The sequence below is a fragment of the Nostoc sp. C052 genome (assembly GCF_013393905.1).
In the GTDB taxonomy this organism is placed as follows: domain Bacteria; phylum Cyanobacteriota; class Cyanobacteriia; order Cyanobacteriales; family Nostocaceae; genus Nostoc.
The window spans coordinates 133,381-152,110 of sequence record NZ_CP040278.1; the positions used below are offsets into that span (position 1 = coordinate 133,381).

The following is an 18,730-nucleotide window of genomic DNA, read 5'->3' on the forward strand; positions in this document are numbered from 1 at the left end:
ACTATCGGGATTTTTAATAAAAATCTTTATCCAAAACCTTTTGATTGTTTGCTGCTTCCTTTGAGCATCACAAGTTTACGATTTGGATCTGGCACTGGAATCAAACCTAAATAATCGGCTATTCGTTGGGCGTCTTCATGGGTAATTTCTCCAACAATATTAGCACCACGCCACTGAGCAAGTGTTCTTTTTGCACTTCTAAGCGTTTTGAATTTTATCCGAGCCTTGTCGTCTCTGTGCATTGACCACAATCTGCTGCTATTAACAACAGAAATAAATAATTCACCATGCACAATCCCTTGATCTACTAATTCGCTAGCTCCATAAGTTATGGCAAATTCCTGATTGAGAAAGATTACTCTTTTACTGGCGATCGCCATTGCCACTGATACAGCATCAATGATATCTGCTAGAAATTTGTGCAGTCTATAGCGATAAAATCGCTCTATTAAGTCTCGCTCACCTGTACTTCTCCAGTAAGCTATGGTTCCATAGACTGTTTCTGTAAATCCATAGAAAACTGCAATTTGTTCTTTTGATAACCTGAAATCGGGCTTAATTGACATTTGCGTTAAAACCGCAGCCTCGCGCAAAATCATTGATTTAGCAACATCGATATCGGATAGGGAATTTTCAGTAACTGCCTGCAAAATTACTTGTAAAGATAGGTGCAAAGCAGCAGCGCATGGATTCGTTCGTTTTATTTCTTGAAATGTTGCCCTATCAAATGTTTCGGCTTTATCCCACTTTTTGGAGATCGCATTGATTCTTCGTTTGTCTGCTGAGGTAGCAGTCCTATTGTAAGCTAAGTCAGATTTTGTCATACTCACTGTTTTTAATTAGTTGTGCGTTGCTTTAGCAAGAAAAGCAGAAGGTAATTTTGACTCCTGCTCTCTGTCTTCTACAAAAATTAAAGCTCAGACTCAAAAACTTCTTCTAGAATTTTACATCCAGTAGCAGCCATGCCAATCGAACTACCAAAAGTCTTTCGCCACTCTCGCCAAGCAGCTTGTTCGATCGCTGAATTGCCGTTGATTTCGATACTTTCAGCATCAACCCAAACTGTTATCTCGTTTTGATAATTACCCTCGTGGACTCTACATCTAAATCCTCTTTGATCGCTCACAATTTTGCTCCATAAATTAAACTATTAGATGGCTGATACTTCTAGCGACTTACCTTGTTTATGGACAAAGACTTGGTAGGATGAATCGTATGTTCTAGGAAAAACTGCCATCCAATTATCTCCTGAACGTCTTAACGGTTGTTCTAAATAAGTAATATTATTTTCAAAGGCCCATTGCTTCAACAATGACAATTTGTAAAGTTCATTGTGCTTTAAAAAGCAAGGCTTCAACTCATCAATCAAATCTTGTGTGGTCATTTTGTTCTCCATGTCTACTGTTATATTGTATCTTTTATTTGCTTATTTATACCTATGCAAACCATAAAAAGTGTCAATAATAACATCCTAAAACTGCGTAAGAATATAGCAAAATGATACAATGTAAGTATTGCTTTTGAAAATACAAAGATGGAGAACAATTTAACTTTATTGATTGAATTAATTCAACAAGAAGCAATTATAATTGAAAACTTTGTACACAGCGAAGATTTGAAATATAAAAGCTTTTGTGGTTTTTTACTAAAGTATGGTCAAGCATATCCTAAAAAAATAAAGCGGACATTTACAGGAGAAGAGAGGCAATGTTTTCGTAATTGCACTATAGGAATACTAGAAAATAAAAATTTAATATACTGCGAAGGCTACGCGATTAATCAAATATTCCCATTTAAAACACACCATGCTTGGCTGATTAACGAATTAGGAGAAGTTATCGATCCCACATGGGATAACGAGGATGGTATTGATAATGCTTACTTTGGAATCGCTTTCAAACCAGATTTTGTTTGTAAAATTGCAAACAAAACTAAGCATTATGGAGTACTAACAAATGAAAGATTGCTCCGAGGCTTTCTCAGAAATGGACTACCAAAAAATAGCTATTTAGCAAAGGATTCTTTGTAAAAAGATGAAGAAGTCAACTAAGGTAACAATTGAAGATTTGAGTATTAGAGCTATTAGCGCGATCGCCAATAGCGAGAATTTCGTTCAAGACGTAGCCGACAATGTTGGACACATGGTAGATAATGTAGGACATACGGAGTGGTTCCGAGTCCAGGTGATGTTCTGGCTGATTAATGACTATCAAAAGTATGCCCATCTGCGACAAGAATTAGAACAAGATTGGGAACAATTATTTTAAACGAAAAAGCCGTTTATCTCTATAGATAAACGGCTTTTCTATTGTCAACTCAGCTTTTGTGAGTGCTTAGTTAAAAAGGCTGGATTCTGTTGTCTCGCCAGGGATGCTTCCCTAGCGCCATAATTACGTAGCAGTACTCCAATAGATTAGGAGTACGGTTTTGGTAACTGCTGCGGGTAACTATGTAGTAGTTGTCCGCAGCAGTTCGTACCTGTACCCAGTCGGGTTGAGGAGCTAAAAAGGTTGCAATAATTAAGTTATCACTTTTTTCCTCTCTCAAATTTATGATTTCTTGGTTGAGTAGATGTTGCCTATACATTCTTGGCAAGGGTATTATCCCCCTATCAAACAAATAGTCGGGGCACGATCGACTCAAAGAAATCAAGAAATTTTTTTCAATTTTTTCTACCCTTAAACAAGGGTAGAACGTTTTCCATAACGAACTGAGTTCGTACATCGGAATCAGAGATTTCACCTCTTCATCAAAGAACAAAAATCCACCCACATTTGATGGTTCTGCTCGTTTGATGCAAGCTTCAGTTAGGAATGGCGATCGTGATAAACAAATCGCCAATCCACCAAAGTATTCACTGCTGACAAAATAAATTCCATTCGAGATTTCATTAATCTCATCGGCAATTCCCCAAGGGGTAATTCTTGGTACTGGCATTTTGTTCTCCATTTATTTTAATCAATTGATTCTGCCAAAAAGGATGGGTGTCCTTTGGCAAGAGCAACATTGTTGATGTAAATCAACATATCTTCCAAACTTGTCAGATTAGCCCTGGCAATTGCATTAGCAATTTTCGTTGCATTAGCGATCGCCTGTTCGGCATTTCTCTGTTGGATGAGAATGTTGGAGTTGGACAACAGTATTCGGATTACTGGGCTTGCAGGATTGTCCACATACACACCAGAACCCACATGCAAAGAAGAGTACAAATTTGCAGTGTACTCTTGAGCCAAAATATTATTCATAGTTGCATTCCTGAGAATTGAAGATATTACGCAGATGCGTAATACAATTATAACAATAATAGTACTTAGATACAAGAATGAAAAAGCTCCAGTCAAGTTAATGACTGGAGCTTTTTTTATTCGATTGGTGGATGCTCTGCTACATATTCTTTTACTAAGCGCTTGATTTGCGACTCCATTACATCCATGTGTCCGTCAACATCAGCATAATAGTCATGTTGATTCAATGCTGCAATTAATCCAGCAACAGCAGCAGAAACCGCTTGCTCTTGCTTGCCTTCAGGGCTTGCATTAAAAGCTTCTTTTTTCTGCCTCTTTTCCAATTCCCGGCGTTTTTGTTCTGCGACAATTTCTTGCACCCTTTCTAAAGAACAAAGACGTTTGCGAATGTACATATCGCCCATCTCCACGCCATTTGGCGAGAATCTTCTGCCATCTTGTAATCTTACTTGTCCAGTTGGGGTAACTGCGGCAACAATTCCAATTTCAGCTGTTGTGTTGTAATTACTTTCACGGTAAGAAATTCCTATTTGCTGACCCACAACTAATTCTTTGATATTCATATTTTAAGCAATTTTTTCCACATTTGTAATTTTAAACCCTCGAATATCGAAGATTGTGTAATTATTATCCTCCCCTTCAAGAGGAGAGAGAATATTGTAAATCAAACTTGTCAAACTGATATTTTGTTCCGTGATAAAGTTCGAGCATTTTGTTGTCCTATTTGTAGTTATATTAAAGGCTGTACTAATGTACAGCCTCCAGTTGAATTATTTGTCAAGACTGCTACTCATAATGAGTATTTGCTCTTTAACAAAATCAGTTACCAAAATTGGCGATCGCGTTGCAACTAAAATATTCAAAGGTTTTTGCGAACCCAAGGGCATTGCTGGAAAATCTGTCGCAAAGTGGATCATCAATAGTCCCATCGCATCTTTGTTTGAGCTTGTATGGACGGGGAGAATATACAGATAACGTCAGTACCTTGTTGGCAAAAAGCTCCTCGATAATTCCTTTCGGTGTTTTCCACACTTTTTCACATATAGGAGCATTGTCTCTTTCTCTTGACCACTCTACTTGAGAAATCAATTCGTATTTGTCTTTTTCAGTAACTGGATACTTGCGTGGACGCATTTTCTCTCTATGTAAGGTTTAACTACCAAAAGGTAGTCTATATAAGTATTGTAGCTATTTAATGCTTGGGCAAACAGGTAATATGTAAAGTTTTTGCAATAATTAACATACTTGTATGGATAAATATGCGATACTTCTTTCAACAGGGGGAACAAAATATGACAGAGATGGCAATCCAAAGTCCAAGGAAAACAGGGCTATCGCCGAAAATTTCAGAACTAATAGAAGGAATGGTCAGCAATGCCAGTAAAGTAAAGAGTAAGAACTATGCTAGTCCCGAACCACTCACAGCCAGTCTTGCGAAGAAATTAAAAAGCAATTTGAAGCTGATGCGATCGCAAGCTTTGTATTTGTTGGATATTTCAATTCAGATAGGCAAAGGCACGTCGAACATTCAGTTGAGATTGGAGGATATCAAGCTACCCAAGAAGCATTCTGGACTCTTGGAAGAAAAAAACATCAAGACGATGATTCCGGTTAGCAAAATACTACAGCAAGCCAAGAGTGCCTTGTATTGTGAGCGAGCCAAAATTATGGACACTTACTACAAGAGGTTTGGTCAGCTTTGGGTAGTGCCGGAAGAAAACTTTGTCGCTGTCCAAGAGGCTCTAAAAAAGCTTTACGAGGTATTGGATAAGCAAAGAGCTAAAATTCTCGATAGCTACAATATCTCTTGTCGGCAGTTTCTTCAAGATATTGCAGATATCTGTGCTAGCAGTCGTTTTGACTACGACAAGACTAGGATTATCCTGGAATATTACTTGGATAAATTCCCGAAAGCAGCAGATATTCAAAACAACCTGCAAATTACAATTTCCCCACCAATCAAGTTGCCAAGCATTAGTGAAATGATGCTGGAGGATGCAAGGCTTGCCGAAGCCCAAACAACTTACTTAAGGGAGAATTTAGCTCAGGAGCGATTGAGTCGCGAACAAGCAGCGGTACGGGAAGTTCTGGAATTGGCCAAATCACAAATCAAGGAGCATTTAGGGGAAATAATCGACCAAGCCAGATCCCACTTCCTGGGATTGGTGAACGAGCGACTCCAGTATTTGCTTAAGAATCAACCAATCAACAATGCTGCCGAAAAGCGGAAATTTCAAAATGCACTCAAGGAAATGCAGCGATTTATCGAATATCAAGATTCCTCCATTACAGGTATGTTTGCAGAAATCCAGGAACTAGGGGAACTGCTCCAAGGTAAAACCTACACCGCAGATTCTAGAAGGCAAGAACTGATAGCAAAAATTGAGCAGTTTTATCGAAAACACGAACCGCAATTCCAAAGTTTCAAAGTTGAAGGTACGGGACATCGCTTCAGAGCGATCGCCAGTTTAGAAATGTAGTTATTTTTGTAAATTCGAGGAAAAAACCATGTCGCACATTTCACATATCAAAGTCGGATTGAAGTCAAAAGAGTTGATTGAATCTGCCCTGAAGAGATTTGAATTATTCGCTACTGAAGTCGAGGGCAGGCTTCACGTTGATGGCAACCAATTTGGAGTTCCCAAATATTACCTCGATTTTGTCTATTCAGAAAATGCCCAAGAATACGAAATCGTTACCGATACTTGGGCACTTAATTTGTACGAGTCAACGCTGCCAAAAAACTTCATCAAGGAATTCACTTTAGAGTACACCAAACAAATGGTGCAAGCAGAAGGTCAAAAGCTGGGACTCAACGCTAGTGAGTGGGAATCGGATGGTAAAGGTAGTTTACGAATTGTTCTTGCTTCTTCTACTGCCCAGATGAATGTGCAAATCGCAGCCAACAATATTGTCAGTGTTAGCGTCGCCGGGATGATTGGGGCTAGCTGCCAGCAATTCTCTGCTCAGTTGGAGAATGCACTAGGAGCAATCCAAACTACTCAACTCACAGCAGAATTTTATGCTGGACAAGAAGAAGCTATGGCCCAACAACAAATTACAACTGGTTGGTAAACAATGACCCAAATCGAACCAAAGATATCTCCTGAAGAAGCTAAAAAGCTGCTGCTTGAGAGCATCGATTCAATGAGCAGATATATGGTCAAACTGAAAAAATCAGCGCAGGAAGGGCATCTAGACCCTTTAGACCTAGATGTGGTGAAATCATGTGCAGAAGATATCGCGACTTATGCCGCGATCGCCGAGTGGAAAAATGTCGTTGACTGGACGCCCTATCTCCAGCAATTGAAATCTGTACTTGAAGAATAATGCAAAAGTGCGATCGCGACTTTAGCGCATCGCGATCGCACTTCATATATAGCTCCAATGTAATCTAGGATAACGCAACGCATGGAAATTACTAATTTATTCGATTTAATCCATTCTGGTTGTGGGGTAATTTCAATAGATGCTCCCGGCATCGAAGAGGATAATATCTTAGAAACCATTCTCCAACAAGCCCATGAGAACCGCTATCATGTCTATTTTTGGACATTTGGACAGAATATCGTCAAGCTCAATTTAGCAGTCAACCCCGAAACTGAAGAAATTCAAGGAATTGAAGTTGGAGATGCAGTATTCAAGCCAACTGGCACCTACAATCCTGGTCAAGAAGCTTGTGCAATTTTGGATTGGATAAGTAACTACGGAAGTGGTAAGGAAAACGAAGTCGCCGATGTCCGCGCCATCTTTGTGTTGGCAGACATCCATAAATTAATTACAGAAAATGCCATTGACTTGTTTGTTTCGCGCAGAATCAAAAGCTTGGCACTCGGATTGGAGCGTTTGTCAATTAAAAAACGTGTCATTTTACTAGGGCAAAATATTCAAATCCCTAATAGCCACGCTGGGTTGGTGGAAGAAATCAAAGTCAAGCTGCCTGATATTCAATCTTGTCGCGAAAATGCAGATTTCTTAATTTCTGCCCTTAGAGAACAATATAATATCCCAATTGAACTTTCTTCAGAAGAAGACGCCAGTTTGATTCGGGCTTTGCAAGGGATGACCGTGCAGGAAATGAGCAGAAATTTCCGCCTTGGGGTAAAAATTCACGGTAAAATCAACAGGGAGTTGATTACTTTCCTCCAGCAACGAAAAATTGAAAAATTCCAAAGATTAGGAGTTCAATTTTCGCCACCTCCCGATGTCGCGATCGCTGGATTAAACAATTGGCAAGAATGGATCAGGCAACAAGGACAATTTTTCACCGAAAAAGCTGCTAAATACGGCATAAAACCGCCCAAAGGGGCTGTACTTGTAGGTGTTCCAGGAACAGGGAAATCCCTAGCAGCAAAGTGTATCGCTAGTGAGTGGCAAATCCCAGTTTTGTCCTTGAATATCGGTTCTGTTTTATCCTCCTTTGTTGGACAATCGGAAGAACGGTTTCAAGCAATCCTGGCAATGGCGGAAAGCGTTGCACCAGCGGTCTTGTTTATCGATGAGTTGGATAAAGCCTTCGCTGGGGTGGGGGGTGGCTCGTCAGATTCCGGAATTATGGACAGAATTTTTGGTAGCTTGCTTTCCTGGCTGAATGACAAAACTGCCCCAGTCTTTGTAATTGCTGCTGCCAATGATATTTCCAGATTGCCTGTAGAATTTTTACGCAAAGGCAGATTTGATGAAATCTTTTTTGTCGGATTACCCAACATTGAAGAACGAGAAGCAATCTTTAGAATTCATTGCCAAAAGCTGAATTTAAAGGTGGAGGACAAAACCTACGCTTATCTCGCACAAGAGACAGAAAACTACAACGGAGCAGAAATTGCTGCTGTAGTCAGTGATACACAAAAATTTCTTTTTCTCCAGCTAAAGGATGATGACAAAGAACAACTTATAGGCAATGTTTCAGATTTTCTCCCAATTATATCAAGTTGCCGTACTTTGACAGAATCAAGAGATAAAGAAATTGCTGCAATACTTGAATGGGGAAAACAAAATGCTCGACCAGCTTCAAGTATGAATGCAGCGATCGCTCCTAGCTCAAAAGTTAATTTAAATAACAATCGAAGGAGTAGATCGCCTCGGATTGAATTTGGCAATAATTAAACAGTAGATATCATCTTTAAAGCAGATTCAAGCATGAGATCCGCGATTAATGTGATTGCTAGCTGAAAATTCAATAGCATAGCCAGGGATGAAACACCAAGTTCATCCTTTTGTTTGTTTGTAATAAAAATATTAAAAAACAATTATTTCATTCAACTTGTTTCTATTCAAAAAACAAGTTTCTTGGATCTCTAGTGGGGGGTCTAACCCCTCAGTGATAAAAAATGACACAACTCTTTCCCCGAAAGGATTTGCGCCATTCTAGTTATTTGTTCAAACTCAAAAACTATTAAAACTTATAGACTATTTTTAAAACCATTGTGTTGTAGTTAACAATAATTATAGTAGTATTACATACAAACCACAAAAAGAGTTGCAAAAGTTATGAGCGTTTAAGTGTTTGTACCATTTTGTACATAGAGAGAGAGCAAGAGAATAAAATTTGCAACCGTTAATCTAACTAACTTTTTTTTCATGCTTGGACAACAACAAGATAAATCAGTGAAAGTCGAATTTACTCCCAATGGCTTTATCTATACATACTCCTCTCCTGGAGGATTATTTGAAACTCAATCTATCCTGGGCTACGACAGTGCCTGGGAAGCAGAAATAGCGGGGTTATCGTATATGCGTAGGGTTGAAAAAGAGATTGCAGACTTTGGAAAAGATTTACGATTTGCAAATACAAAATAAAATCAATCTTGCCGATGTCAAATCAAGATGCACGGGTGCAGCAAGTAGTCAATAAGTAATAAGAAATACTTTTTTGCTATTTGGAGAAAAGTAGAGATAGATTAAGTGAATATGAATTTTGGATGAGGGTCATTTTACAAAACAGAAAGAGCAAGGACATTGTACTTTACAGCTTTTTCCTTGCTCTTTACGCTTTGAATACTATTGCAAAACTAATAGGTGATTTTTCCAGTCAAAGATATTTGGCTACCATTAAGTACCGACAACCATTCGTCTACATTATCTTGGTAAGTTTCGTCAGGAATAATCACTAAATCGGTTAGTTCTGATTCCGATCCCCATGCTACAACTTTACAAGAAAGTGCTGCCAAGGCAAAAATTGCCTCTTCCTTGAATCTGGAAAAGGGATGGCGCGAGCAGATTCCTTTTAAGCAAGTTGCGAACTCTTCAGGGCTGGCATTCTTGAGTTCGACCGAGTAGGCAGCAGCCAGATAGTCATCTTTGTAGCCTAAAGCCTCAAGGCTCTTGGCAATCAATGATGGCAGTCTGAGTTTTGCCAGGGGCGAAAGTTCAATCATTGCCGATTCCTCACGACAAAAAGATCCTTCTAAAGTAGCCATCAAATCCTTAATTAAGCGAAACCTCTCGCTTGCAGGTAGAGATGTCGCTGTTTCTAAGATTTTGTAATAATCGTCCCCACTCTCGGATAAATAAATCCTGGTTGTCCATTCGCCATTCAACAGCGATTGAATTTCATCAACACGCCAGTAGCGGTTTTCTGCTGTATTCCAGAAAAAGGGTAGTTCTGCCAACCTCATTAGCAACAAGGGGTTAGCTTTGGCTGCTCCAGACTTTCTGATCCCCACCCTACTTTGGTATGAAATAGTACGAAGGCTATACCTCTCTTTGAGGCTACCCAGATGTTTATCTAGGATTTCCGTTAACTTGATCAACGTGTATCCATGCTTGGTTAGGGACTCTTGGAAAAGAATCCGCACCATTTCATTTATTTCCGACTCTTGCATTTTTGCTCCCCCCTTACTTGTAGCCAATTTCTTCCCAGATTCCTTAAACTCCTACAATACGCATATTTTTTTAATTTCTTAAAAAAATCCAAAAAGATTATTAAGAAACCATAAGTTTGCTGTTCTCCCGTATAAAAGTACAATATGGTGTTTTTATACCAAAACAGTCTGAAGTATGCTCGACATCCAGAATAGCCCCTCATCCCCATTCTCAGCTTTGCAAATATATGGGTCATATTCGAGGCTCAAGGAAAATGGCACTAAAGAAAATTGGCGTGAAATTTGCGATCGCACTCTTCACTCGCCAGAAACAGGATTATTCGCGATTGCCTCTTTCACCGCAGAAGAGGAAAATTTAATTGAAGAGATGATGCTGGGAGATGGAACGCCAGCATCAATAAAAGCTCTAGGAAGTGGAAGATGGTTGTGGATTGGTGGGACAAAATGGATAAGAAATCCTGAAAACTGGCATGGAGCTTTCAACTGTGTAACGCTGAATCTAGACAATATAAATGCTTTTGGGACAAGCATGAATTTGTCTGCGTGTGGGTGCGGTGTCGGGATAAATCTAGAAAGAAAATATATAGATTTATTGCCTCCCGTGATTACAACATTGAGTTTGTCAGTCTGTGGTGTGCCTCAAGGCGTAAAATCCTTGGACACAAACAACTTTAACAATGACTTTACCATAGTTTCTAATATCGATAACGCATATTTTATTTCAGTTGGTGATAGTCGTGTTGGCTGGAGTAATGCTTATCAAGCTTTAATAAATTTAGCGACAACTTCACACAATCTTCAAACAATTAAAGTAACAGTTGATATTTCAAGAATCAGACCTGCGGGATCTGCCTTAAAAGGGTTTGGTGGAGTTGCAAATCCAGAAAGAGTACCACTCTTGTTTGAAAGAACTGTTTCTATTTTAAATAAAGCAGTTGGCAGACAATTGAATGCTCTAGAGTGCTGCTTGCTGGTTGACGAAGCGGGTTTGGCGATAGTTGCAGGTAATATTCGCCGAGTCGCAGGAATTCGCCAAGGTGATGCTTACGATCAGGACTTTACCAACGCTAAATTAAACCTTTGGACACAATCTAATGGTAAGTGGAAAATTGACCCTGAAAGGGAAGCTTTAAAGGTTGCAAATCATACTCGCGTCTTTCATCACATCCCCACAAAACAAGAATGCATCGACGCAATCAGATCCCAATTTTTCACTGGTGAAGGCGCAATTCAATGGGCAGGAGAAGCTGTTGCCAGAGCCAACGCAGATTTACTGAAAAACTATGGTGATAAAGATAAGTTTCTCGACCTCTATGGAAACAAGCAAGTAGCAGCATCTTATCTAGCAGATAAATACTTTTTGCATTACAAACAGGAGATTTCGGAAAAAGAATTAACCGATAGAATGAACAGATATGGATTAAATCCTTGTGGTGAGATGATTGCTTCAAACAATCACTGTAATTTAGCAACAGTTCATTTAACAAATATTGAACCTAGCGATATTAATGAGCAAAAAAAAGCATTTCGAGCATCTGCTTTGAATGCAGTTGCTCCTTTGCATCGCAATTTTAGTCAAGAAGTATTTGCAGAGTCTAGAGATATCGATCCAATCGTGATCGTATCCTTTACTCAGGGATTTGAATTTTTCGCTCGATTGTTCGATATTGATTGGTTACGTTGGTGGCAGGCTGGTCGTCCGTTTGAGTGGGGAAAAGACATCACAATTGACTTTCCCAACGAAGATTTCTCAAAACTATCAAAAATTAAGTTTGATTGTCTTTCGCAGTACTTTTTGGCAACAGAAGCTCGTTATCTGAAATTTTGGAAAACTATTGTCGAGCAAACAGTTCAAGAATATTGCGATCGCAACGGACTAAAATGCCCAAATCGCTGCACCGGACTCAAGCCAGAAGGAAGCTTAACTTTGCTCACTGGTACAGGGATGTGTGGCTTACATCCACCAAAATCCTGGCGCTACATTCGTCGCAAGGAAGTTCCCAAGAATTCCCCATTGGCCCTTGCTGCAATTGATTTTGGCTTTTCTGTGATGCCCTCGAATGGCGATAAAGACGCAGACGGTAATCTACTTGACGATCCCTACTCTCCTTTGTGTAACAGCTGGGTCGTAGAAGCTCCAGTCGAAGAAAAACTCGTAACTTTAATTCCAGCGATCGAAAAAGAAGGGATTGACCCTAGCAAGTTCTCTTGTCTTGCCCAAATCAATTGGTTCATGCAAGTTCAGAACTTTTACACGACCCACAACACCAGTTGCACTCCAGAAATTAGAAAGCATGAAATTGAGGAGGTTGGGGAATACATTCACAACTTGATTGTGAATAATGGAGGATACGTATCAATGGCTTTCTTGGCTCGTCACGACGAACATCAATCTTTTCCAAGAATGCCGTTTGAACCGATATCCAAGCAAAGGTTTGATTATTTACAAGCCCAAGTAATCAAAAATCGCAAATCATCATCTTTTAGCCAGCTTTTGTCTGAACACTTGCAAATAGGAGTAGAGGAGAATCCGTTGGACTCTGCTTGCGACAGCAGTGTATGCAATATCTAGTTTGATTAATAAATAGAGGAATTCAAAATGCTTACAAAAAAAGCCAGCTTAGAACTTTTTTTGAAGAACGAAAGTAGCGAATTATGTAGATTAGCCGCTCAAATTATCGAAAACGAAGCAACAATACATGGGCTAAGAGTTGTCACCACAAAAAAAGTAGTAGATGCCATTTACCGAATGAGAGGTGTCGGCAGAAGAGTCGCCTTTACTGATGTTGATGCTGACCTTTGGTGGCAAAGATTTTGTGCAGCAAACGATATAAATCCTCAAAACCTACCTTTACATAATTACTACATTACTGAGGATGCATATCGCAAGCCCAGAGATGCCAGCTACTTCAACACTATTCCCGTAAGTACGCTACCAGAAATTTCCCAACATTTCCCCGAAATAATCAAATTCAAACAGTTCAATCCGATCGAAGAAAAGATTCAACAAACCATTGCTCAGTTGAAGCTGCGAATGGGTGCAAAGAATTTATCCAGAGAGCTAGATAATATTTTAAAGAGAGAAGACGGAAATAGCTTAGATTCCACGGAATTCCGCAGAAATATATCTTAACAAAGATATTGCGATCGCCAAGCACGATATAAGGTACAATACTGTTTGTGAGTTAGAAAGTGGTTGAAGTCTTGGAGAAACTGCAAATAGTGCAATCGACTTTTAAATGAATTCGTTTGATTAATTTGCAGGTCAAAGATTATTTTACGTTACTTTTGTACCTTACGAAATTATTTTTTCAGAGCTACAGATATACCCTTGTTATCTATAGTTCAGACAAAATAATGGGTGAAAAGACTACCAATCTTTTTCACCCCAGAAAAAAGTACATATTCTATATCGTCCAACTCTCAATGCAACCGAAAACAGTGGATTAATCAATAACTCGCTTTTCCCTTAGACCTTTTTAGCAAAGTATCAGGTATAGCACAGAGGAGGTTTAGAAATCTCGATATAACTGAATGACTAGTTTCTCGAAATCACCTCAAGACTTGGAGACTCACAAATTTTGAATAAACCTAGATAGATCCAACGCTAATCGAATGCACTAGTTTACCAAGGTAAGGAGAATCTCAATGCCAGTTAATCACAGCAGTTCGCAATCGAAAACGAGAATGAACGACATAGGAGAATTATACAACTCTGGAGATCGACTTGTCGATGCGATCGCGCAAATTAATTTTCAGGGAAATTTGATTCCCAAGTCGTGGTTCTCTCACGTTAAGTACACAAATACTAGGGGGGAGTATTGTGATTATCTAGCTGTAAATATCCTTTCAGAAGTTGTCTACTGGTATCGTCCCAAAGTAATTAAAGGAGCCAGGGGTAAGGTTTTGGGGGTTTGCAAGCGATTTAGCGGAGATAAACTCAGACGCAGCTATGAGTCATTTGCAACTCAGTTTAATGCAACTATCAAGCAAGTAAAGTCATCAATCAGGCTTTTAAAAAGCCTGAAGTTGATCGAATCAGAGCTTCGCACCATCGAAATTGATGGCAGAAAAATTCCCAACATCCTTTATGTGAGCTGCAATCCTAGCAAGATTGCTGAAATCACTAAATATCGTACACAAAAGGGCAGCTCTAGCCATCCAGCCGAAACCAGCAATATCTCCGAAACTGAACACACTCATAGCCCAAATCGGCAACAAGATATAGCCGATTTGGGCTATACCTTAATTACCCAAAACCCTTTAGCAGCAAGCTTTTTAATCGAAAAGGGAGAACGGCAGATTACTAAAGAGAATACTTTAGAGAATACTCTCTCTCCCAAACCCTCTCTCTCGTTAGGAGAAGAACCGGAAGAGAGAGTAGAAAAAGTTGAAAATCAGGAGCAGAAAAAGAAAATGAAGCCAATCTTACGCAACGAACAGCCAATCAAAAACCCTCCCTTGCAACAAAGCCAAGCCTTTCATGCAGGCTATGGTGTCCCGGAAGTCAAAGTCATTACGAGTTCGGGAGAAATTATTACTCAAACTTACACGCCAATTCATGCTGCAAAAAGACCAGCTCGTGCCCAATTGAAGTACACCTATCCAGATGGCCCTTGGCTAGTAAATGGCTGCATCAATCAAGACTTTATCCGCGATCGCGCCAATTTGTGGCGAACGGGAGACAGTCCTAAATCAATAGCTTTCGGGAAAATGCCGATTGAGGAAGTCGATGCTCTGGTGCAAGGGTTTTATATGTCAGACCCAGTGAAATTAGAGTTGCACTGGGGGGCTTATGTGAAGAAAAACGAACGATATTTGAGTAATGTTTCGCTTCGTGCAGAAGCTGGGATTGCCATTCCCGAAGCCGAACAGCAGCAAATTCTGCCGAAAATGTATGCTGTTATGCAAGAAAGAATTCCGGAATTTTGTGCAGATCCAGTGGCTGTGATGCCGCCAGCTAAATCTTTTCTTCAGCTACTCCCACAAAAAATGCTGGCAATACAGAGTGGTGAAGTAGAAGCAGAAAATCCAGAAATAGTCTCTCCCATTACAGTAGAAGCAGAAAATCCAGAAATAGCTTCTCCCACTCCAGTAGATTCAGCAAATCCAGAAATAGCTTCTCCCACTCCAGTAGATTTAGCAAATGAGCAAGTGGCTATTCCCGCTTTTGCAGTTGAGATAAGCGAACAGCAAGGGGTTGAAAAAATCAAAAATCAGATTGATGCGATCGCTCAAAAGAAATCTTTGCGAAAAGCTCCGAAGTTTGAAGTTGATACACAGACAGAACTTGCTAAACTCAATTCTTGGTTGTCAGACCCGATACTCTGCAAAGAGGCAGTCAGAATTGCGAAAAATCGCGGATATGAAATTACCTATTCCAGTTATGGGCATCCAGATTCGATTCAATTACCACCCAAACCTGTCCGAGTTGTGGAATCGGTAACGCCAGAGAAATTGGATTATCCAGTTTTTGAGTCCAATTCCGACACTTTGAAATATTTCCAAAACCTCCAACCAAAACAAACAGCGGTGCAAAAACTTCAAAAAGATATCGAACTGGAGATTAATGCACTGAATACTTGGCTATCAGATCCGAATTTTTACCCAAAAATAGTAGAGATTGTCGAGCTTCGCGGATATGAGATCGTCTGTGATGCTTCTGGAGCGCCAATTTTAGTCAAAGACATTGACTTCTAAATCTTTCTGCGGAATTCCGTAAGGAAGGAGTAGGGTGCATGTGATGTGCCAGGACACCCTCCTCATTAATTTCGTTCTTAGTATATCGAGTTTTTGTATACAACTAAAGGTGGAATATGAGCAATCTTTGGAAATTTGAAGTTTTTCCCGTAGGGACTGCCGTCCAAGTTAATTGCCAACTTAACCCAAATCATGGATGTGTGGGAGTAGTTTCCTACGTAAATATGCAAGACTACTATCGCGCAACTGATATTCAAACGGTTTGTGGCGATACTCGTAAGATTGTCAAGATTACTGTCTCGGCGTCTGAGTTGGAAAGGATGGAAGCTAGCCACCCTGACCTAGATGTAGTTTACGCTTTCCGTAACGATCAACAACCACAAAAGCCCATAGATGAGGAATATTTGACTCCAGACCAAGAAGAGTTGTGTGCAAGCTTGATTGAGGAAATTATTTCTCGCAGTCAGAGTATTGATGAATTTTTGTGGAAACTGAAATATGAAATTTTTGCAGATGGGGCGAGGAAATCTAGGAAGTTTTCCTCCTTTGATGAAATTTGTAAATGGCTACACAAAGAGCATAAGTTTTTATCGCCAACTACTTGCTATGAAAGGGCTTGGGCTTTTGAGGAACGGCGCATCCTAACGCAAGAGTTAAAGCTCGATACGAGTAACGTCAGGCTTTCCGTCCATACACTCTTAGAGCTTCGGAAGGAGCCAGATTTAGACAAGAAAAATGAATTATTTGAGACTGCTCTGCATAATTTTGGAACAAAAACTTCAATCACCGCACGGGACATCCAAGAGGCCAGGAAAGTTATCGATAACAACTTCGCTGAGGAACCGGTTGCAGTTGGCAGTGCCAAACCTAAAAAGGCAGTGCCAACAAAAGTTGAATCGCCAGAAACAATTACTCTCAAAAAGTGCGAACTTGAGAAAATCATCGAAGATGCGATCGCCCAAGCATTCTTAGAGAAGCAAGAGGAAATGATTGCTTACCAAATTCAAGTGCGTGAATCTGCTTTGTCTCAGGTTGGACAAGAGATATCTGCAAAAGAAAAAGCAGCAGAGGAAAGGGGAAAGAAAGAAATACTTTTGCAATATCAGTTGGCCTTGCGTGAAATAGAGTTGCTGAAGCAGAAGCTAGAGCAAGCAGCTAGCATAGAAACTAGACTTTCTCCTAGTAACTTAGTCTCGCAATCATGAACTCGTTTTGTAATTCTAATTCTAGAAAAACCTTGCTCTTGGCGATTGGAGAGCAAGGCTTTGTTACCTCCCAATATCTACTCAAAATCACCCAAGTCCACCGCATACCCCATCATTTAGTCGGACTACGTAGACAAGGTTACATTGAAATAGCTAAAAATGGGACTAAAAGAGGGCAAAAACTGTATCGTCTTTCTCGCTCTGGGTTGAAAATTTTTAGCCAAATTAAACCTGAAGCTTAAGTTGTAATTGTGATGGAGGAATATTACGAACTGCGAAAATTTATCGAGTGAGTTATTTAGATAAAAAGGATAAAAACGCATGGTGATAGCAGCAGAACACTTAGCAATATGGACAAGGGGTTAGCCGTATGGAACGAATTACAAAGATTCAACCAAGACCTCTTTCTATCCTTCAGAAGTGGTGCTTGAGGCACGAACGTTTGATGTTCCCTAGCACTTATTCCTCTGCGAAGGGGAGAAAGGAATTGCATCTAAAATATTTTGTGAAATTAGCTACTGCTAAGTCCCAAGACCATATTGTTAGACCGATAGATTTGTCGATTGATAGTAAAGAAATTGAAACTTTAGGGGAGATACTCCTCCCAGAATTCGATCAAATAATAGTTTTGTACTACCCGCACGGCACTCAAATAAAGCTCCATCGAGATTCCCCAGTTTATGCAGAAGGAGCAGCCCAAGTCAATGTGTCGGGGAAAGCCCGATTCTCTATCTCTGATTGCCAAGATGAATCGCGAATGCAAACCTACCAATTAGAGGAAGGAGACTGTATTACTTTCAATAACAAACAACCCCATGCCATCGAACCTGTAATTGGCGATCGCTGGTGTATATGTTTCTTCAAAATAAAGCCTGCATATTTGCAACAATCATCCGTAGAGCAATTGTCGTTGTTCTAAATTGGGTCTATCAATGAAACAACCAGAGTTGACAGAGAGTAAAGCCAATAATTTAATCAAATTTATTATGGGGGTAGAAATTATCCGCCGATACGATCCAGACGCAGAAATGGCAGTAAATCATGGATTTATTTACGTCGGAGATTACAACTTATCCTACAGTAAGATGATGGAACTAGATAAAGCAAAAATGAAAGCTTTGGGATGGGTGGAAGGGGACAAGGCTTGGGCATTCTTTGTGCCGGGATAATTTTAATTGATAGGCAAAGGAGGATTCATTGGTACAAGAACTCAAAGATATTCAAGTTGGAACTTGGTATTGGAGCAATCGATTTCATCCTCCAATCGGACAAATGGTTCTGTGTTGCTTTTTTGGGCCACACGTATTCTGGCTAGATTACATTCACGATTTTGGCGATCGTCGTGGACTTATGTGGGTGTCGCAAAATGTTGATGTAGACCGAACCGATCGCGAACGAAATCCATTTTCTTGGCAGATTCCGATGTTGCCAGAGTTTGAAACCCAAAAGCCATTTCTTATACAACGACCAAGCGATCAATCAGTCGTTAGTTGCAGCAATCCAGATTAACAATATAATTGCAGCATAACAACCTGCAATTATATGAAAGATTTAAAACCAAACACTCCTCTAATTGTCGTATTAGAGACTTATGGATTGCTCGAATGTGGTGATGATGATTTGGTTTTCGGATTTTTAATCAAAAAGGTTGTGGAAGTTCCTCCAGAAGGTAATACGAATAGCCTACTTCTTCTGCCCATTGGCAATATAAAAAGGACGAGTTAATCTCGTCCTTTTTTTGTGACTATTTTGTAAA

24 protein-coding genes are annotated in these 18,730 nt (G+C 39.8%); 16 read left to right on the forward strand and 8 right to left on the reverse strand.

Annotated features, from left to right (window positions below; genetic code table 11):
• Nucleotides 1-26: 26 nt before the first annotated feature.
• The 3 genes from FD723_RS40440 to FD723_RS40450 form a co-directional block, all read right to left on the reverse strand.
• Nucleotides 27-824 carry a hypothetical protein gene (locus tag FD723_RS40440; protein WP_179070787.1) on the reverse strand — a complete coding sequence of 266 codons (798 nt, stop codon included), beginning with the start codon at nt 822-824 and terminating at the stop codon, nt 27-29.
• Between the two features lie 86 nt (nt 825-910).
• Nucleotides 911-1,126, reverse strand: coding sequence for a hypothetical protein (locus tag FD723_RS40445; RefSeq protein ID WP_179070788.1), 216 nt, complete (start codon nt 1,124-1,126; stop codon nt 911-913).
• 24 nt (nt 1,127-1,150) lie between these two features.
• A complete protein-coding gene (locus FD723_RS40450) occupies nt 1,151-1,384 on the reverse strand; it encodes a hypothetical protein (RefSeq protein ID WP_179070789.1) in 234 nt (77 codons plus the stop codon).
• A 150-nt stretch (nt 1,385-1,534) separates the two neighbouring features.
• Between FD723_RS40450 and FD723_RS40455 the strand changes: the two genes are divergently transcribed.
• Nucleotides 1,535-2,029, forward strand: coding sequence for a hypothetical protein (locus tag FD723_RS40455; RefSeq protein ID WP_179070790.1), 495 nt, complete (start codon nt 1,535-1,537; stop codon nt 2,027-2,029).
• Between the two features lie 4 nt (nt 2,030-2,033).
• Nucleotides 2,034-2,267, forward strand: coding sequence for a hypothetical protein (locus tag FD723_RS40460; RefSeq protein WP_179070791.1), 234 nt, complete (start codon nt 2,034-2,036; stop codon nt 2,265-2,267).
• Nucleotides 2,268-2,337: 70 nt separating this feature from the next.
• Here the strand turns inward: FD723_RS40460 and FD723_RS40465 are convergent, their stop codons facing one another.
• The 4 genes from FD723_RS40465 to FD723_RS40480 form a co-directional block, all read right to left on the reverse strand.
• Complete coding sequence (locus tag FD723_RS40465; protein WP_179070792.1) at nt 2,338-2,937, reverse strand: hypothetical protein; 600 nt, start codon at nt 2,935-2,937, stop codon at nt 2,338-2,340.
• Nucleotides 2,938-2,954: 17 nt separating this feature from the next.
• Nucleotides 2,955-3,245, reverse strand: coding sequence for a hypothetical protein (locus FD723_RS40470; RefSeq protein ID WP_179070793.1), 291 nt, complete (start codon nt 3,243-3,245; stop codon nt 2,955-2,957).
• A gap of 116 nt (nt 3,246-3,361) precedes the next feature.
• Nucleotides 3,362-3,808 (reverse strand): hypothetical protein, encoded by a 447-nt coding sequence (locus FD723_RS40475; protein ID WP_179070794.1) that lies wholly within the window; start codon nt 3,806-3,808, stop codon nt 3,362-3,364.
• A 256-nt stretch (nt 3,809-4,064) separates the two neighbouring features.
• Nucleotides 4,065-4,379 (reverse strand): hypothetical protein, encoded by a 315-nt coding sequence (locus FD723_RS40480; protein ID WP_179070795.1) that lies wholly within the window; start codon nt 4,377-4,379, stop codon nt 4,065-4,067.
• Between the two features lie 158 nt (nt 4,380-4,537).
• On the opposite strand from FD723_RS40480, the gene FD723_RS40485 reads away from it, so the two are divergent.
• The 5 genes from FD723_RS40485 (at nt 4,538) to FD723_RS40505 (ending at nt 9,044) form a co-directional block, all read left to right on the forward strand.
• Nucleotides 4,538-5,725, forward strand: a complete 1,188-nt coding sequence (locus FD723_RS40485) for a hypothetical protein (RefSeq protein WP_179070796.1) — start codon at nt 4,538-4,540, stop codon at nt 5,723-5,725.
• A 28-nt stretch (nt 5,726-5,753) separates the two neighbouring features.
• Complete coding sequence (locus FD723_RS40490) at nt 5,754-6,320, forward strand: DUF2997 domain-containing protein (RefSeq protein ID WP_179070797.1); 567 nt, start codon at nt 5,754-5,756, stop codon at nt 6,318-6,320.
• A 3-nt stretch (nt 6,321-6,323) separates the two neighbouring features.
• Nucleotides 6,324-6,575 carry a hypothetical protein gene (locus tag FD723_RS40495; RefSeq protein ID WP_179070798.1) on the forward strand — a complete coding sequence of 84 codons (252 nt, stop codon included), beginning with the start codon at nt 6,324-6,326 and terminating at the stop codon, nt 6,573-6,575.
• Between the two features lie 81 nt (nt 6,576-6,656).
• Complete coding sequence (locus FD723_RS40500) at nt 6,657-8,351, forward strand: AAA family ATPase (protein WP_179070799.1); 1,695 nt, start codon at nt 6,657-6,659, stop codon at nt 8,349-8,351.
• A gap of 474 nt (nt 8,352-8,825) precedes the next feature.
• The gene (locus tag FD723_RS40505; protein WP_179070800.1) at nt 8,826-9,044 is read left to right on the forward strand and encodes a hypothetical protein; all 219 of its coding nucleotides are present in this window, start codon (nt 8,826-8,828) and stop codon (nt 9,042-9,044) included.
• A 212-nt stretch (nt 9,045-9,256) separates the two neighbouring features.
• Here the strand turns inward: FD723_RS40505 and FD723_RS40510 are convergent, their stop codons facing one another.
• Complete coding sequence (locus FD723_RS40510; RefSeq protein WP_179070801.1) at nt 9,257-10,069, reverse strand: hypothetical protein; 813 nt, start codon at nt 10,067-10,069, stop codon at nt 9,257-9,259.
• Between the two features lie 175 nt (nt 10,070-10,244).
• Between FD723_RS40510 and nrdJ the strand changes: the two genes are divergently transcribed.
• From nrdJ to FD723_RS40555, 9 genes are all read left to right on the forward strand, one after another.
• A complete protein-coding gene (nrdJ, locus tag FD723_RS40515) occupies nt 10,245-12,641 on the forward strand; it encodes a ribonucleoside-triphosphate reductase, adenosylcobalamin-dependent (protein ID WP_179070802.1) in 2,397 nt (798 codons plus the stop codon).
• Between the two features lie 27 nt (nt 12,642-12,668).
• Nucleotides 12,669-13,202 carry a hypothetical protein gene (locus FD723_RS40520; protein ID WP_179070803.1) on the forward strand — a complete coding sequence of 178 codons (534 nt, stop codon included), beginning with the start codon at nt 12,669-12,671 and terminating at the stop codon, nt 13,200-13,202.
• A gap of 515 nt (nt 13,203-13,717) precedes the next feature.
• Nucleotides 13,718-15,769, forward strand: coding sequence for a hypothetical protein (locus FD723_RS40525; protein ID WP_218651882.1), 2,052 nt, complete (start codon nt 13,718-13,720; stop codon nt 15,767-15,769).
• Between the two features lie 116 nt (nt 15,770-15,885).
• Nucleotides 15,886-16,974 carry a hypothetical protein gene (locus tag FD723_RS40530; protein ID WP_179070805.1) on the forward strand — a complete coding sequence of 363 codons (1,089 nt, stop codon included), beginning with the start codon at nt 15,886-15,888 and terminating at the stop codon, nt 16,972-16,974.
• Nucleotides 16,971-17,216 (forward strand): hypothetical protein, encoded by a 246-nt coding sequence (locus FD723_RS40535; protein WP_179070806.1) that lies wholly within the window; start codon nt 16,971-16,973, stop codon nt 17,214-17,216. Before FD723_RS40530 ends, FD723_RS40535 begins: the two co-directional genes overlap by 4 nt.
• A gap of 128 nt (nt 17,217-17,344) precedes the next feature.
• Nucleotides 17,345-17,893: an AraC family ligand binding domain-containing protein gene (locus FD723_RS40540; RefSeq protein WP_179070807.1), complete on the forward strand. Its 549-nt coding sequence runs from the start codon at nt 17,345-17,347 to the stop codon at nt 17,891-17,893.
• Nucleotides 17,894-17,906: 13 nt separating this feature from the next.
• Nucleotides 17,907-18,143: a hypothetical protein gene (locus FD723_RS40545; protein ID WP_179070808.1), complete on the forward strand. Its 237-nt coding sequence runs from the start codon at nt 17,907-17,909 to the stop codon at nt 18,141-18,143.
• A 28-nt stretch (nt 18,144-18,171) separates the two neighbouring features.
• Nucleotides 18,172-18,483 (forward strand): hypothetical protein, encoded by a 312-nt coding sequence (locus FD723_RS40550; protein WP_179070809.1) that lies wholly within the window; start codon nt 18,172-18,174, stop codon nt 18,481-18,483.
• A 33-nt stretch (nt 18,484-18,516) separates the two neighbouring features.
• On the forward strand, nt 18,517-18,699 hold the full coding sequence (locus FD723_RS40555; RefSeq protein WP_179070810.1) for a hypothetical protein: 183 nt from the start codon (nt 18,517-18,519) through the stop codon (nt 18,697-18,699).
• The last annotated feature ends 31 nt before the right edge of the window (nt 18,700-18,730 follow it).

Bases quoted from the DNA above. Each gene is read 5' to 3' on its own strand.
- FD723_RS40440 (WP_179070787.1), bottom strand. From the start codon at position 824: ATGACAAAATCTGACTTAGCTTACAATAGGACTGCTACCTCAGCAGAC.
- FD723_RS40450 (WP_179070789.1), bottom strand. From the start codon at position 1,384: ATGACCACACAAGATTTGATTGATGAGTTGAAGCCTTGCTTTTTAAAG.
- FD723_RS40455 (WP_179070790.1), top strand. From the start codon at position 1,535: ATGGAGAACAATTTAACTTTATTGATTGAATTAATTCAACAAGAAGCA.
- FD723_RS40460 (WP_179070791.1), top strand. From the start codon at position 2,034: ATGAAGAAGTCAACTAAGGTAACAATTGAAGATTTGAGTATTAGAGCT.
- FD723_RS40465 (WP_179070792.1), bottom strand. From the start codon at position 2,937: ATGCCAGTACCAAGAATTACCCCTTGGGGAATTGCCGATGAGATTAAT.
- FD723_RS40470 (WP_179070793.1), bottom strand. From the start codon at position 3,245: ATGAATAATATTTTGGCTCAAGAGTACACTGCAAATTTGTACTCTTCT.
- FD723_RS40475 (WP_179070794.1), bottom strand. From the start codon at position 3,808: ATGAATATCAAAGAATTAGTTGTGGGTCAGCAAATAGGAATTTCTTAC.
- FD723_RS40480 (WP_179070795.1), bottom strand. From the start codon at position 4,379: ATGCGTCCACGCAAGTATCCAGTTACTGAAAAAGACAAATACGAATTG.
- FD723_RS40485 (WP_179070796.1), top strand. From the start codon at position 4,538: ATGACAGAGATGGCAATCCAAAGTCCAAGGAAAACAGGGCTATCGCCG.
- FD723_RS40490 (WP_179070797.1), top strand. From the start codon at position 5,754: ATGTCGCACATTTCACATATCAAAGTCGGATTGAAGTCAAAAGAGTTG.
- FD723_RS40495 (WP_179070798.1), top strand. From the start codon at position 6,324: ATGACCCAAATCGAACCAAAGATATCTCCTGAAGAAGCTAAAAAGCTG.
- FD723_RS40500 (WP_179070799.1), top strand. From the start codon at position 6,657: ATGGAAATTACTAATTTATTCGATTTAATCCATTCTGGTTGTGGGGTA.
- FD723_RS40505 (WP_179070800.1), top strand. From the start codon at position 8,826: ATGCTTGGACAACAACAAGATAAATCAGTGAAAGTCGAATTTACTCCC.
- FD723_RS40510 (WP_179070801.1), bottom strand. From the start codon at position 10,069: ATGCAAGAGTCGGAAATAAATGAAATGGTGCGGATTCTTTTCCAAGAG.
- nrdJ (WP_179070802.1), top strand. From the start codon at position 10,245: ATGCTCGACATCCAGAATAGCCCCTCATCCCCATTCTCAGCTTTGCAA.
- FD723_RS40520 (WP_179070803.1), top strand. From the start codon at position 12,669: ATGCTTACAAAAAAAGCCAGCTTAGAACTTTTTTTGAAGAACGAAAGT.
- FD723_RS40525 (WP_218651882.1), top strand. From the start codon at position 13,718: ATGCCAGTTAATCACAGCAGTTCGCAATCGAAAACGAGAATGAACGAC.
- FD723_RS40530 (WP_179070805.1), top strand. From the start codon at position 15,886: ATGAGCAATCTTTGGAAATTTGAAGTTTTTCCCGTAGGGACTGCCGTC.
- FD723_RS40535 (WP_179070806.1), top strand. From the start codon at position 16,971: ATGAACTCGTTTTGTAATTCTAATTCTAGAAAAACCTTGCTCTTGGCG.
- FD723_RS40540 (WP_179070807.1), top strand. From the start codon at position 17,345: ATGGAACGAATTACAAAGATTCAACCAAGACCTCTTTCTATCCTTCAG.
- FD723_RS40545 (WP_179070808.1), top strand. From the start codon at position 17,907: ATGAAACAACCAGAGTTGACAGAGAGTAAAGCCAATAATTTAATCAAA.
- FD723_RS40555 (WP_179070810.1), top strand. From the start codon at position 18,517: ATGAAAGATTTAAAACCAAACACTCCTCTAATTGTCGTATTAGAGACT.